Source organism: Micromonospora rhizosphaerae (genome assembly GCF_900091465.1).
Classification (GTDB): domain Bacteria; phylum Actinomycetota; class Actinomycetes; order Mycobacteriales; family Micromonosporaceae; genus Micromonospora; species Micromonospora rhizosphaerae.
Genome location: NZ_FMHV01000002.1, coordinates 45,666 through 58,611 on the forward strand (window position 1 = coordinate 45,666; position 12,946 = coordinate 58,611).

Here is a 12,946-nt window from a genome sequence, read left to right on the forward strand (position 1 = left end):
GCGGGCTGCTCACCTGCCTGGCCGCGCTGGCCCCGGCCGCGCTGCTGCGCCGCCTTCCCGCCGCACGACCACTGGCAGAGGAGCGACCATGGACGCGACCACGGGCAGCACGGTCCGCACCGCCGGGCTCGTCCGGCAGTTCCGCACCGGCACCGAGCGGCTGACCGCGATCGACGACGTGTCCCTGGAGATCGCCGCCGGATCGGTGGTGGCGCTGACCGGGCCGAGCGGTTCCGGCAAGTCCACCCTGCTGCACCTGATCGGCGCGATCGAGCAGGCCGACCGGGGCACCGTGACGGTGGACGACGTGGCGGTCACCGCGCTGCGCCGCGCGGCCCTGGCCCGGTACCGCCAGCGGGTCGGCTTCGTCTTCCAGCGCTACCACCTGCTGCCGGCGCTCACCGTGCTGGACAACGTGATCGCCCCGGTGCTGCCCCAGCGGGGCCGGGCCGACCACGCCGCGCGGGCCCGGGAGCTGCTCGACGCGGTGGGCCTCGCCGGTCGGGAGCGGGCGCTGCCCGCGCAGCTGTCCGGTGGCGAGCAGCAACGGGTGGCGATCGCCCGGGCGCTGATGGCCGCGCCTCGGCTGCTGCTCGCGGACGAGCCCACCGGCAACCTCGACTCGACGACCGGTGCGCAGATCCTCGACCTGCTGCTCGACCTGCGTGACCGGCACGGGATGACCATCCTGCTCGCCACCCACGAACGCACCATTGCCGCACGCTGCGACCGGCTGATCCGCCTCAGCGATGGGCGGGTCGTGGAGGACGTCGACCTCACCGACGGTGAGGATCCGGCCGAGACCTTCGACCGGGCCACCCGCCTGCGGCTGTAGGGGGCCGCGATGGCGCGGGGCTGGGCCCTCCGCCCCGACGAGCAGCAGCAACAAACAGAGAGGCGGTGGGACATGGTCGGATTCATCTGGCGCCAGCTACGCGGCCGGGCCGGGCGTTCCCTGGCCCTGCTGGTCGGCGCGCTCGTCGCGACCACCAGCTTCATCGTGCTCACCAGCACGACGACCGCGTCCCGCCTCCAGGTGATCGGGGCGGTGGAGAGCAACAGCGCAGCCGCGTACGACATCCTGGTCCGGCCGAAGGGCAGCCGGACCGCACAGGAGGTGTCGCGCGGGCTGGTGCAGCCCAACTACCTCTCCGGGCTCTTCGGCGGCATCACGATGGCCCAGTACCAGCAGGTCGCGGCCACCAACGGCGTCAGCGTCGCGGCGCCGATCGCCATGCTGGGCTACTCCACCCGGGTGGTGCCGGTGGAGGTGGACGTGACCGCCGCGGTGGACCGCAACGCCGAAAGCCAGGTCATCCGCATCGATCCGACCTTCGCCGCCGAGCGGGGGCTGTCCCGCGCAGCGGCCCGCCCGCACTACGCCTACGTGACCCGGAACGAGGTGGTCTACCCGGACTTCGGTGCGGAACCCGACTCGGGGCCGGTCCGGCACAGCAACGGCAGGTCCTATCCGGCGGGGCAGTGCAACGGGGCATTCGGGGTTCCCCTGGAGGTTCTCCCGAACGGTCGGGCCGAACCGATCTGCGGACCACCCGAGGTTAGCGGCGAGGCTGGCACGACCCACTCCGACCTGGACGAGAGCGCCTTCCGGGCCGTCCGGCTGCTCGACGACGGCCGGTTCGAGGTCATGGGCGTCGTGCGCGGCGGGCAGGGCCCCGAGCGGGTCACGAAGGTCGTCGACCGCCTGATGGTTTCCATCGCCTGGTACGTGCCGTTCCTGGTCGCGGCCGTCGACCCACCGGCCGAGGAGCGGCTGGTCGGGCTGACCGGCGCCGTCGTTGAAGGTCGGACGCTCCGCACCGATGACCTGCCGGTGGACCTGCCCGGCTTGCAGAACCGGCAGTTCCCGGTGCTCGTCACCACCCGCCCGTACGTGGACGGCACCGTCTCGGTGTCCCTCTCCCGGCTCCGCCCCGACCGGGTGGCCGGCCTTTCCGGCGCGGCGGTCACCCGCGCGTTGGAACGGGCCGACCGGATCGCGGCCGGGTCAGCCCGGCTGGACGTCGAGGCCGCGCATCGCGCACAGATGACGGCGGAGGTCCAGGGCGGTGACGACTGCTGCTACGCCGCCCTGTGGCCGCTGGTGCAGGCAGGGCAGACCGGCTACGACGAGCTTCCGGACGGCGTGCTGCGGGCCCGGACGGTCGACCCCGACCCCGGGGCGTACGCGCTGCCCAACGAGGCCACGGCGGTGCCCTGGCTCAGCGCGGACGTGTCGTTCCGTCCGCTCCGCCAGCTGGAGGTCCGCGATACCGCGGCGACGCGCTACCCCGGGTGGCGGCCGGTCGGCATCTTCGACCCGGAGCGGCTGGCCGCGTTCGGCGACCTGTCCCGGGTGCCGCTGGAGACCTACGAGCCGCCGACGGCCGAGGGGGCGGACGCGCGCAGCCGGGCGGCGCTCGGCGGTCAGCCGCTGCTGCCCAGCGGCAACCCCGGCGGCTACCTCGGCACACCGCCGTTCCTGCTGACCAACCTGGCGTCCCTACCGAAGCTCCTCGAGGATGCGACCGGCCCGCAGCGCGCCGCGCCGATCAGCGCGATCCGGGTACGGGTCGCGGATGTCGACGGCTACAGCGAGCGTTCCGCGGAACGGGTCCGCCTGGTGGCCGAGCAGATCGCCGACGCCACCGGCCTCGACGTGGACATCACGCTGGGCTCCTCCCCCGCCCCGCAGACCGTCGAGCTGCCCGCCGGATCGTTTGGGCGGCCCGCACTGCGACTGGCGGAGAACTGGTCCGCGCTCGGTGTCGCGTCCGTCATCGTGCAGGCCGTCGACCGCAAGAGCGTGCTGCTCTTCCTGCTCGTCCTGGTCGTGTGCGCGCTCTTCCTGGGCAACGCGGTCTCCGCCGCAGTCCGGGACCGCCGGTCCGAACTGGCCCTGCTCGCCTGCCTCGGCTGGCCGGCGCGGCGGATCAGCCTGCTCATCCTCGGCGAGGTTGCCGCGCTCGGCCTCGCCGCCGGGCTGCTCTCCCTCGCTCTCGCGACGCCGACCTCCGCGGCGCTCGGCATCGACGTCGGCTGGCGCCGGGCCGTCCTCGCCGTTCCGGTGGCGCTGCTCCTGGCGCTGGTCGCGGGTCTGGCGCCGGCGCTGCGCGCCAGTCGCGCGCATCCGGCGGCCGCCTTGCGACCGCCGGTCGCGGCGGCCCGCCGGGCGGGGCGACCCCGCACCCTGCTCCGGTTGGCCCTCACCAACCTCGCCCGCACACCGGGGCGGAGCCTGCTCGGCGCGGGAGCCCTGGCGATCGGGGTCGCCGCGCTGACCCTGGTGGGGGCCGTCTCGTACGCCTTCCGGGGCGCGGTCGTCGGCAGCCTGCTGGGGGACGCGATCTCGCTCAGCGTGCGCGGCCCGGACGTCGTCGCCGCGGCCGCGACCGTGCTGCTCGGCACCGCCGCCGTGGCCGACGTGCTCTATCTCGGCATCCGCGATCGCGCCGCCGAGCTGGCCACGCTGCGCGCGATCGGCTGGACCGACCCGGCGCTCAGCCGGCTGATCGGCTACGAAGGTCTCGCGCTCGGTGTGCTCGGCGGTGTCACCGGAGCCCTGCTGGGCCTGCTCGGCACGGTGGGCCTGATCGGCTCGCTGCCCGGCAGCCTGCTGCTGGTGGCCATCGTCACGGCGGCCGCCGGCATCGTCGTCAGTTGCCTGGCGGCGCTCCTGCCGGCCACCCTGCTGCGCCGGCTCCCGACCGCGCGGCTGCTCGCCGAGGAGTGACGAGCAGCCGACGGGTCGGGGGTCCGTTCCGCGCTGCTCGAGTCGGTCAGGATGCCACCGGGCTGGCGGCGCGGACCTGGGCGGCGATCCGCTCGGCCACCTCGCGGGCGGTCTCCTCGGTGGCGGCCTCGACCATGACCCGGACCAGCGGCTCGGTGCCCGACGGGCGCAGCAGCACCCGGCCGGTCTCGCCCAGCTCGGCCTCGGCCTGCTCCACCTCGGCGCGGACGGCCGGCGCGGCGGCGCCCGCCGTACGGTCGCCGACCGGCACGTTGATCAGCACCTGCGGCAGCTTGGTCACCACGGAGCCCAGCTCGGCCAGCGACTTGCCGGTGGCGGCCATCCGGGACATCAGGTGCAGCCCGGTCAGCACGCCGTCGCCGGTGGTGGCGTACGCGGGCATGACGATGTGGCCGCTCTGCTCGCCGCCGAGGGCCAGCCCGGAGGCGCGCAACTCCTCCAGCACGTACCGGTCGCCGACCTTGGTCTCGACCAGCCGGATGCCCTGCGCGGACATCGCCAGCCGCAGGCCGAGGTTGCTCATCACGGTCGCGACCAGGGTGTCCTGCGTCAGTTCGCCGGCCTCCCGCATCGCGAGGGCCAGGATCGCCATCACCTGGTCGCCGTCCACCTGGTCGCCGTCGGCGGTCACCGCGACGCACCGATCGGCGTCGCCGTCGTGCGCGATGCCCAGGTGCGCCCCGTGCTCCACCACGGCGGCCCGCAGCGCCTCGATGTGGTTCGAGCCGCAGTCGTCGTTGATGTTGAGCCCGTCCGGCTCGGCGTTGATGGCGATCACCTCGGCGCCCGCCTCCCGGTACGCCGCCGGGGCGACCTCGGCGGCGGCGCCGTTGGCGCAGTCGACCACGACCTTGATCCCGTCCAGCCGGTGCGGGACGCTGTCCACCAGGTGCTGGACGTAGTGGTCGGCGCCGTCGAGCAGGTCGTGCACCCGTCCCACGCCGGCGCCGGTCGGCCGGTCCCAGTCGGTGGTGGCGTTCGCCTCGACGGCCGCCTCGATCCGCATCTCGATCTCGTCGGGCAACTTGTGCCCGCCGGCGGCGAAGAGCTTGATCCCGTTGTCCGGCATCGGGTTGTGCGAGGCGGAGAGCATCACACCCAGGTCGGCCTTGGCCTCGGCGGTGAGGAACGCGACCGCGGGGGTGGGTAGCACGCCGACCCGGACCACGTTCGCGCCGGCGCTGGTGAGACCGGCCACGACTGCGGCCTCCAGCATCTCGCCGCTGGCCCGGGTGTCCCGGCCGACCACGGCCAGCGGCGGATGGCTCTTGTCCGTCTCGGCGAGCGTGTGGGCGGCGGCCACCGCCACCGCGAGCGCCAATTCCGGGGTGAGATCCGCGTTCGCCCGCCCGCGTACGCCGTCCGTGCCGAACAACCGACCCATACCCGCCAACCTCCGATGGAACTGCCGTTGAGTGGAGAAAGCGGAACGGCCGGGCCACCTCCCCGATCGAGGGGAGGCGGACCCGGCCGTCCGTCAGAAGTACAAGGCGCTGGTGGTGATCAGCGCTTCGAGTACTGGGGAGCCTTACGGGCCTTCTTGAGGCCGTACTTCTTGCTCTCCTTGACCCGGGGGTCACGGGTGAGGAAGCCGGCCTTCTTCAGCGCCGGGCGGTCGTCCGGCTCGCTGGCGATCAGCGCCCGGGCGATGGCCAGCCGCAGGGCACCGGCCTGGCCGGTGATGCCGCCGCCGCGCAGGTTGGCGATGACGTCGAACGCCTCGACCTTCTCGGCGGTCACCAGCGGGTCCTTGATGAGCTGCTGGTGCACCTTGCTCGGGAAGTAGGCCTCGAGGTCACGGCCGTTGCAGGTGATCTTGCCGCTGCCCGGGACGATGCGGACCCGGACGATGGCCTCCTTGCGCCGACCCACGGTCTGGATCGGGCGGTCGCCACGAGGCGCGCGGGCGACGGGCGCCGGCGCCTCGGTGGCCTCGGGGGCAACCTCGGTGGCGGTGATGTCGGTCATGCTGTTTCCTTCGCCCGCGCTCACTGCGCGATCTGCTTGATCTCGAACGGCACCGGCTGCTGCGCGCCGTGCGGGTGCTCGGCACCGGCGTAGACCTTCAGCTTCTTGAGCATCTGACGGCCGAGCTTGTTGTGCGGGAGCATCCCCTTCACGGCCAGCTCGATGGCCCGCTCGGGACGCTTGGTGAGCAGCTCGTCGTAGCCGACCTGCTTCAGACCACCCGGGTAACCGGAGTGCCGGTAGGCGATCTTCTGCTGCCGCTTGTTGCCGGTCAGCGCAACCTTGCCCGCGTTCACGATGACGACGAAGTCGCCCGTGTCGACGTGCGGCGCGAAAGTCGGCTTGTGCTTGCCGCGCAGCAGCGTGGCGGCGTGGGTGGCCAGGCGGCCCAGCACGACATCAGAAGCGTCGATGACGTGCCACTGACGCTCGATCTCACCCGGCTTCGGGCTGTACGTACGCACAGGTCTACCTTGTCTCGTCGTCGGTCTGGGGTCGCGCGCCGAGGTGACAAGGCGCGCACGAACGACCAAGCGTACCTGATCGGCACGCCTCTGAATGTCGTACAACAGCAGGCAACGATACCCGGCGCCCGGCCGGCAGGTCAAAACGGGGGGTCACCCCGCGTGACCTGCCGACGGGACATGGCGCAGCTCACACCCCCGGCAGCCGACGCGGCCCCGGGCGCAGGTAGACCGCCCAGGTCACCGCGAAGCAGAGCGCGTACCAGCCGATGAAGGCCAGGTAGGCGGCGTCCGCGTTGCCGGAGCTCAGGAACGACTGCCGGAAGGCCACGTTCACCAGGACCCCGCCGGACGCGCCGACCGCCCCGGCGATGCCGATCAACGCCCCGGCCAGCCGCCGGCTGCGCCGCTCGGCCACCGCCGGGTCGCCACCCCGGGCCGCCTCGGCCGCCGCCCGGGCCCGGAAGATCGCCGGGATCATCTTGTACGTCGACCCGTTCCCGATCCCGGAGAAGACGAAGAGCGCCAGGAACCCGGCCAGGTAGAGCGGGAACGACCGCTCCCGGGAGGCGTACAGCACTGCCCCGGCGCCGGCCGCCATGGCGACGAAGTTCCAGAAGGTGACCCGGGCCCCGCCGAGCCGGTCGGCGAGCTGCCCGCCGAGCGGCCGGATGAGCGAGCCGATCAGGGGACCGAGAAAGGTCAGCCAGGCCGCGTCGACCGGGGTGGGAAACCGGTCGTGGAACTGGAGCTGGAGCACCTGGCCGAAGGCGAAGCCGAAGCCGATGAACGAGCCGAAGGTGCCGATGTAGAGCAGGGACATCACCCAGGTGTGCGGCTCCCGGGCGGCCTCGCGCAGCGCGCCGGGCTCGTTCCGCGCGCCCGGGATGTTGTCCAGCCAGCGCGCCGCCGCCAGCGCGGCCAGCACGATCAGCGGCAGGTAGACCGCCGGCACCAGCCGGGGGTACGCGGCCCCGGCGGTGGCCAGCACCGCCAGCCCGACCAGCTGCACCGCCGGTACGCCGAGGTTGCCGCCGCCCGCGTTGAGCCCGAGCGCGCGACCCTTGAGCCGTTCGGGGTAGAAGAGGTTGATGTTCGCCATCGACGAGGCGAAGTTGCCGCCGCCGACCCCGGTCAGGCAGGCCAGCACCAGCAACGTGGGGTAGGACACCCCGGGAGAGATCACCAGCGCCATCGGCACCGCGGGCACCAGCAGCATCAGCGCGCTGACGATCGTCCAGTTCCGCCCGCCGAACCGGGCCACCGCGAGCGTGTACGGCAGCCGCAGCACCGCGCCCAGCGCGGCCGGCACGGCGGTGAGCAGGAACTTCCCGGCCGGGTCGATGCCGTACTGCGGCCCGAGGAAGAGCACCATCACCGACCACAGGCTCCACACCGAGAAGCCGACGTGCTCGGCGAAGATCGAGACGTACAGGTTGCGCCGGGCGATCGGCGCGCCGGTCGTACGCCAGAATTCCGGGTCCTCGGGGCGCCAGTCGGTGATCGGCTGCCGGCGCCCGGCGGTGATCAGGGTGGCGGCGGGGGCCAGTGTGCTCACGGCGACTCCTCCTCGTCGATCGACCAGGAGGGACGCTAGGCACGGGCGGTTACCCGCCGGTGCCCGCCGCGGGTCGTTCCGGAAACGGAGATCGCACGTCGGCCGGGCCGCCGCGGTGAGCCGGTCAGAGCTGCTGCAGGATGCGCAGCGCCCGGCCGACCCGCTGCATGGTCTCGGTGTCGGCCACGTCCACGCACTCGGTGAACCACTTCTTCATGGGCGAGGAGAGCCGGTCGGGCATCACCACGTGACCGCCCATCCGCACCGCCAGCGGCGAGTCCCGCAGCAGCGACTCCTCGACCACCTCGGCCACGATCACGATCGGCACGTCGGTGGAGTTGTACACGTCCGAACTGATCACCAGCCCGAGCCGTTCCCGGGCGCCCTCGATGCGCCAGATCTCGCCCCTACGCAGCACGCGGACGTCCGCCGAAGAGCGCGTCGTCGACCATCGCGGCCTCGTCCGCGTCGGCGAGCGCGGCAGACTCCAGATCCAGTCCGGCGCGACCGACGGCGGCGGCGTGCGCGGTGAAGACCTCGCGCAGCGCCTTCTCCCGGGCGGCCTGGTCCATCCATGCGGACAGGGAGAGCCCCTCGCGCTTGGCGAACCGGCGCGCCTCCTCGATCGTCTCGTCGGAGAACGAGAGGGTCACCTTGGCAGTCATGCCGGACAGACTACCCAGCGGTATGACTCATAGTCATCCCTGCCCGCACCTGCCGCCGAACCGGTCAAACCACGCCAGGGCGGCGGCCGCCGAAGGCGGCGAAGCGCCACGCCTTGAAGAAGCAGTCGACGTCGATCAGGCCGGCCTCGATCAGCCAGCCGCACTGCTCGGCCACCGGGGCCGGCCGGTCGTGCCGCATCCGCTCGCGGGCGGCGGCGAGCTCCGCGTCGTCCGAGCCGAGCTCGGTGACCTGCGCGACCCAGACCTCGTCGTAGCGCCGGTCCAGCGCCGGGGTCGGGCCGGCCACCTGCTCGGCGTTGACGAAGACCCCGCCGGGGACCAGCGCCTCCGCCGCCCGCCGGTAGAGCGCCCGCTTGCCGTCGTCGTCGAGGTGGTGGATGGCCAGGGCGGAGACCACCGCGTCGTACCGGCCGGCCGGGAGCGGGTCGGCCAGGTCGGCCCGTACCACCCGGTGCGGCACGCCCCGGGCCCGCAACTGGTCGGTGGCGACGGCGAGCATGCCCGGCGCGGCGTCGACCAGGGTCAGCCGGATCCCCGGCAGGGCGGCGGCGAGCAGCAGGGAGAGCAGCCCGGTGCCCGCGCCCAGGTCCAGCACCTCGGGGGTACGCCCGGCGGCCAGCGCCGCCCGCAACGGCGGCGCGGCGACCTCGACGGCCGTCCCGTAGAAGGCGTCGAAGCAGGGCACCAGCCGTCGCCGCGCCTTGTCGTACGTGCCCGCGACCGCGTCGAACGCGTCCGCCACCGTCATCGCGGCCTCCCGTTATTCAGGATTTTGGTCCCACATGATAGACCCGGAGGTCCGACCCGGTGCACCCGTGCGGTGTGAGCCGCTCTTGACAGGCCCGAAACAGAAGGGACCCGGGCCGGAAACCGCCCGGCGGCACTCTTCTCGGGCATGACAGACGGTGCACGCGTGGCGACGCGACCGGGGGTACCGCCCCGGGAGGCGGCCACGCACTGCCCGTACTGCGCGCTCCAGTGCGGCATGGTGCTCCGCGACACCGGTGAGCGGGTCGAGGTGCTCCCCCGGCAGTTCCCCACCAACCGCGGCGGGCTCTGCCAGAAGGGCTGGACGGCCGCGGAGCTGCTCGACCACCCCGAGCGGCTGACCACCCCGCTGCTGCGCGACCCGACCGGCGGCAAGCTGCGCCCGGCGAGCTGGGACGAGGCGCTGGACCGGGTCGCCGCCGGGATCCGCACCGTCCAGAGCGGACATGGCCGCGACGCGGTCGCGGTCTTCGGTGGCGGCGGGCTGACCAACGAGAAGGCGTACGCGCTCGGCAAGTTCGCCCGGGTGGCGCTGCGGACCCGGCACATCGACTACAACGGCCGGTGGTGCATGTCCTCGGCGGCGGCGGCCGGGATCCGCGCCTTCGGCGTCGACCGGGGACTGCCCTTCCCGCTGGCCGACCTCGGTCGGGCGGAGACCCTGCTGCTGGTGGGCGCGAACCCGGCGGAGACCATGCCGCCGCTGATGCGCCACCTCGCCGACCAGCGCCGCCGCGGCGGCCGGCTGATCGTGGTCGACCCCCGGGCCACCGCCACCGCCCGCCAGGCCGACCTGCACCTGCAACCGCTCCCCGGCACCGACCTCGCGGTGGCCAACGCAGTGCTGCACATCGCGCTCACCGAGGGCTGGATCGACCGGGACTATGTCGCCGCCCGGACCGAGGGATTCGACGCGGTCCGCCGCACGGTGGCCGGATACTGGCCGGCCGAGGTGGAACGGCTCTCCGGGGTGCCGGTGGCCGACCTGGAGGCGACCGCCCGGGCATTGGCCACCGCCGGCAGCGCCATCATCCTCACCGCCCGGGGCGCCGAGCAGCACGCCAAGGGCGTCGACACGGTCACCGCCTTCGTCAACCTGGCGCTCGCCCTCGGCCTGCCCGGCCGCTCCGGCTCCGGGTACGGCTGCCTCACCGGGCAGGGCAACGGTCAGGGCGGGCGGGAGCACGGGCAGAAGGCCGACCAGCTCCCCGGCTACCGGCGGGTCGACGACCCGGCGGCCCGGGAACACGTGGCCCGGGTCTGGGGCGTACCCGCCGACGGGCTGCCCGGGCCGGGGGTCCCGGCGTACCGGCTGCTGGAGTCGCTCGGCACGTCCGGCGGGCCCCGCGCGCTGCTGGTCTTCGGCTCCAACCCGGTCGTCTCGGCGCCCCGAGCGGCCCGGATCGAGCGGCGGCTGCGCGGGCTGGACCTGCTGGTGGTGGCCGACTTCCTGCTCTCCGAGACGGCCGCCCTCGCCGACGTGGTGCTGCCGGTCACCCAGTGGGCCGAGGAAGACGGCACGCTGACCAATCTGGAGGGTCGAGTGCTGCGCCGCCGCGCGCTGCGCGAGCCGCCGCCGGGCGTCCGCACCGACCTGGCCATCCTCGCCGACCTCGCCACCCGCCTCGACGCGCCGGTGCGGTTTCCGGTCGACCCGCGGGTGGTCTTCGAGGAGCTGAGGCGGGCCTCGGCCGGCGGGCCGGCCGACTACGCCGGGGTGAGCTGGGAGCGGATCGAGGCCGCCGACGGCGTCTTCTGGCCCTGCCCGGACCCGGACGGCCCGGACACGCCCCGGCTCTTCGCCGACTCCTTCCCCACGCCGGACGGGCGAGCCCGGTTCCACCCGGTGACGCATCGGCCGGCCGCCGAGGAGGTCTGCGCCGCCTACCCGGTGCACTTCACCACCGGTCGGGTGCTGGCGCACTACCAGTCGGGCACCCAGACCCGCCGGGTGGCCGCGCTGCGCCGGGCCGCCCCCGGCGCCTTCGTCGAGCTGCACCCCGATCTGGCCGCCCGGCTCGGCGTCACCGAGGGCGACGAGGTGCGGGTCGTCTCCCGCCGCGGCGAGCTGCGCGCCCCGGCCCGGCTCAGCCCGGCGATCCGGCCGGACACCGTCTTCGCGCCGTTCCACTTTGCCGGCGCGGCCCGGGCGAACTCGGTCACCAACGACGCGCTCGACCCGGTCTCCGGGATGCCGGAATTCAAGATCTGCGCCGTCCGGGTGGAGAAGGCATGAGCGAGCGGGTCGTGATCGTCGGGTACGGGATGGCCGGGTCCCGGCTCGCCGCCGAGCTGCACGCCCGGGGCGGGGACCGGAAGGTGACCGTGCTCGGCGCGGAGCCGCACCGCGCGTACAACCGGATCATGCTCTCCGCCCTGCTGGTCGGGAAGATCGACGAGCCGGACGTGGAGCTGGCCGAGGTCGCCGGGCAGGGCGTCGACGTGCGGACCGGGGTGGCGGTCACCGCGATCGACCGGGCCGCCCGCGAGGTCCGCACCGACGACGGCGACCGGATCTCCTACGACCACCTGGTCCTCGCCACCGGCAGCCGCGCGCTGCTGCCGCCGCTGCCCGGCCTGGACCCCCTCCCGGACCGGGTGGTCGCCTTCCGCACCCTGGACGACTGCCGCCGGATCGTCGCCGCCGCCCGGGGCGCCCGCAGCGCCCTGGTGCTCGGCGGCGGGCTGCTCGGGCTGGAGGCGGCCCGCGGGCTCGCCACCCGGGGACTGGACGTGACGGTGGTCCACCAGGCCGGACACCTGATGGAACGGCAGCTCGACCCGACGGCCGGGGCGGTGCTCGCCGGTACCCTCGCCGGCCTCGGCGTGCGTACCCGGCTGGCGGTCCCGGCGACCGCCGTGGCCGCCGACGCCGACGGGGTCCGCCTCGACCTGGCCGACGGCGGTTGCCTCGCCGCCGACCTGCTGGTCCTCTCCTGCGGGGTACGCCCCGACACCGCCCTGGCCGCCGCGGCCGGACTGACCGTGGAGCACGGCGTCGTGGTGGACGACCGGATGCGGACCAGCGACCGGCGGATCTCGGCGATCGGCGACTGTGCGCAGCACGACGGGAGGCTGACCGGGCTGGTCGCCCCGGCCTGGGCGCAGGCCCGGGTGGTGGCGCAGGTGCTGACCGGCGAGGACCCGCTGGCCCGGTACCGGCCCCGGCCGGTGGTGACCCGGCTCAAGGCGGCCGGCATCGACCTGGCCGCGATGGGCGACGCCACCGGCGGCGACCCGGCGGTAAGCGGGTCGGGAAACGGCGGGCCGGCCGAGGAGCTGACCTTCGCGGACCCGGCCCGGGGCACGTACGCCCGGCTGCGGATCCGGGACGAGCGGTTGACCGGGGCGATCCTGCTCGGCGACAACCCGGCGGTCGGCATGGTGGTGCAGCTCTTCGATCGGGGCGCCCCGGTACCGGCGGACCGGCGGTCGCTACTGCTCGGCCGGGCCTTCGGCACCGCCCCGGCCGCGCCGGCCGCGTCCCCGGCGCTGATGCCAGACGCGGCCACGGTGTGCCAGTGCAACGACGTCAGCAAGGGCGCGCTGGTGAGCTGCTGGCGCTCCGGCGCCCGGACGGTCGACGAGTTGGCCACGGCGACCCGGGCCGGCACCGGCTGCGGCGGCTGCCGGGACGCGGTCGCGGGCATCGTCGACTGGCTCGCCGAGGCGGACCCGGTGGCGGCGATGCGATGAAGGGACGGCGTGGACGGGACGTAATCGACCACGGCTCACGGGAGGTGACGCG

11 protein-coding genes are annotated in these 12,946 nt (G+C 74.1%); 4 read left to right on the forward strand and 7 right to left on the reverse strand.

What is annotated here, in order from left to right:
* The first annotated feature begins 88 nt into the window (after positions 1–88).
* Complete coding sequence (locus GA0070624_RS00260) at positions 89–835, forward strand: ABC transporter ATP-binding protein (RefSeq protein WP_091335516.1); 747 nt, start codon at positions 89–91, stop codon at positions 833–835.
* Between the two features lie 72 nt (positions 836–907).
* Positions 908–3,733 (forward strand): FtsX-like permease family protein, encoded by a 2,826-nt coding sequence (locus tag GA0070624_RS00265; protein WP_176731538.1) that lies wholly within the window; start codon positions 908–910, stop codon positions 3,731–3,733.
* 46 nt (positions 3,734–3,779) lie between these two features.
* Here the strand turns inward: GA0070624_RS00265 and glmM are convergent, their stop codons facing one another.
* The 7 genes from glmM to GA0070624_RS00300 form a co-directional block, all read right to left on the reverse strand.
* Entirely contained in the window at positions 3,780–5,138 is a 1,359-nt protein-coding gene (gene glmM, locus GA0070624_RS00270) for a phosphoglucosamine mutase (RefSeq protein WP_091335523.1), read from the reverse strand.
* Between the two features lie 119 nt (positions 5,139–5,257).
* Positions 5,258–5,722 carry a 30S ribosomal protein S9 gene (rpsI, locus tag GA0070624_RS00275; protein WP_091335526.1) on the reverse strand — a complete coding sequence of 155 codons (465 nt, stop codon included), beginning with the start codon at positions 5,720–5,722 and terminating at the stop codon, positions 5,258–5,260.
* Positions 5,723–5,742: 20 nt separating this feature from the next.
* On the reverse strand, positions 5,743–6,186 hold the full coding sequence (gene rplM / locus GA0070624_RS00280; protein ID WP_091335529.1) for a 50S ribosomal protein L13: 444 nt from the start codon (positions 6,184–6,186) through the stop codon (positions 5,743–5,745).
* Positions 6,187–6,376: 190 nt separating this feature from the next.
* A complete protein-coding gene (locus tag GA0070624_RS00285) occupies positions 6,377–7,744 on the reverse strand; it encodes an MFS transporter (protein ID WP_091335532.1) in 1,368 nt (455 codons plus the stop codon).
* Between the two features lie 124 nt (positions 7,745–7,868).
* Positions 7,869–8,162 (reverse strand): type II toxin-antitoxin system PemK/MazF family toxin, encoded by a 294-nt coding sequence (locus GA0070624_RS00290; RefSeq protein WP_091335535.1) that lies wholly within the window; start codon positions 8,160–8,162, stop codon positions 7,869–7,871.
* Entirely contained in the window at positions 8,152–8,409 is a 258-nt protein-coding gene (locus GA0070624_RS00295) for a DUF6364 family protein (RefSeq protein ID WP_091335537.1), read from the reverse strand. The genes GA0070624_RS00290 and GA0070624_RS00295 overlap by 11 nt, the downstream gene beginning before the upstream one ends.
* A gap of 64 nt (positions 8,410–8,473) precedes the next feature.
* The gene (locus GA0070624_RS00300) at positions 8,474–9,178 is read right to left on the reverse strand and encodes a class I SAM-dependent methyltransferase (RefSeq protein WP_091335540.1); all 705 of its coding nucleotides are present in this window, start codon (positions 9,176–9,178) and stop codon (positions 8,474–8,476) included.
* Positions 9,179–9,325: 147 nt separating this feature from the next.
* On the opposite strand from GA0070624_RS00300, the gene GA0070624_RS00305 reads away from it, so the two are divergent.
* Both GA0070624_RS00305 and GA0070624_RS00310 read left to right on the forward strand, forming a co-directional pair.
* A complete protein-coding gene (locus tag GA0070624_RS00305; RefSeq protein ID WP_091335542.1) occupies positions 9,326–11,434 on the forward strand; it encodes a molybdopterin oxidoreductase family protein in 2,109 nt (702 codons plus the stop codon).
* Positions 11,431–12,894, forward strand: a complete 1,464-nt coding sequence (locus tag GA0070624_RS00310; RefSeq protein WP_091335545.1) for an FAD-dependent oxidoreductase — start codon at positions 11,431–11,433, stop codon at positions 12,892–12,894. The genes GA0070624_RS00305 and GA0070624_RS00310 overlap by 4 nt, the downstream gene beginning before the upstream one ends.
* The last annotated feature ends 52 nt before the right edge of the window (positions 12,895–12,946 follow it).

What these genes read in the sequence shown, in the direction of transcription:
- GA0070624_RS00265 (WP_176731538.1), top strand. Translation starts at nt 908, where the DNA reads ATGGTCGGATTCATCTGGCGCCAGCTACGCGGCCGGGCCGGGCGTTCC.
- GA0070624_RS00260 (WP_091335516.1), top strand. Translation starts at nt 89, where the DNA reads ATGGACGCGACCACGGGCAGCACGGTCCGCACCGCCGGGCTCGTCCGG.
- GA0070624_RS00300 (WP_091335540.1), bottom strand. Translation starts at nt 9,178, where the DNA reads ATGACGGTGGCGGACGCGTTCGACGCGGTCGCGGGCACGTACGACAAG.
- rpsI (WP_091335526.1), bottom strand. Translation starts at nt 5,722, where the DNA reads ATGACCGACATCACCGCCACCGAGGTTGCCCCCGAGGCCACCGAGGCG.
- GA0070624_RS00305 (WP_091335542.1), top strand. Translation starts at nt 9,326, where the DNA reads ATGACAGACGGTGCACGCGTGGCGACGCGACCGGGGGTACCGCCCCGG.
- GA0070624_RS00295 (WP_091335537.1), bottom strand. Translation starts at nt 8,409, where the DNA reads ATGACTGCCAAGGTGACCCTCTCGTTCTCCGACGAGACGATCGAGGAG.
- glmM (WP_091335523.1), bottom strand. Translation starts at nt 5,138, where the DNA reads ATGGGTCGGTTGTTCGGCACGGACGGCGTACGCGGGCGGGCGAACGCG.
- GA0070624_RS00310 (WP_091335545.1), top strand. Translation starts at nt 11,431, where the DNA reads ATGAGCGAGCGGGTCGTGATCGTCGGGTACGGGATGGCCGGGTCCCGG.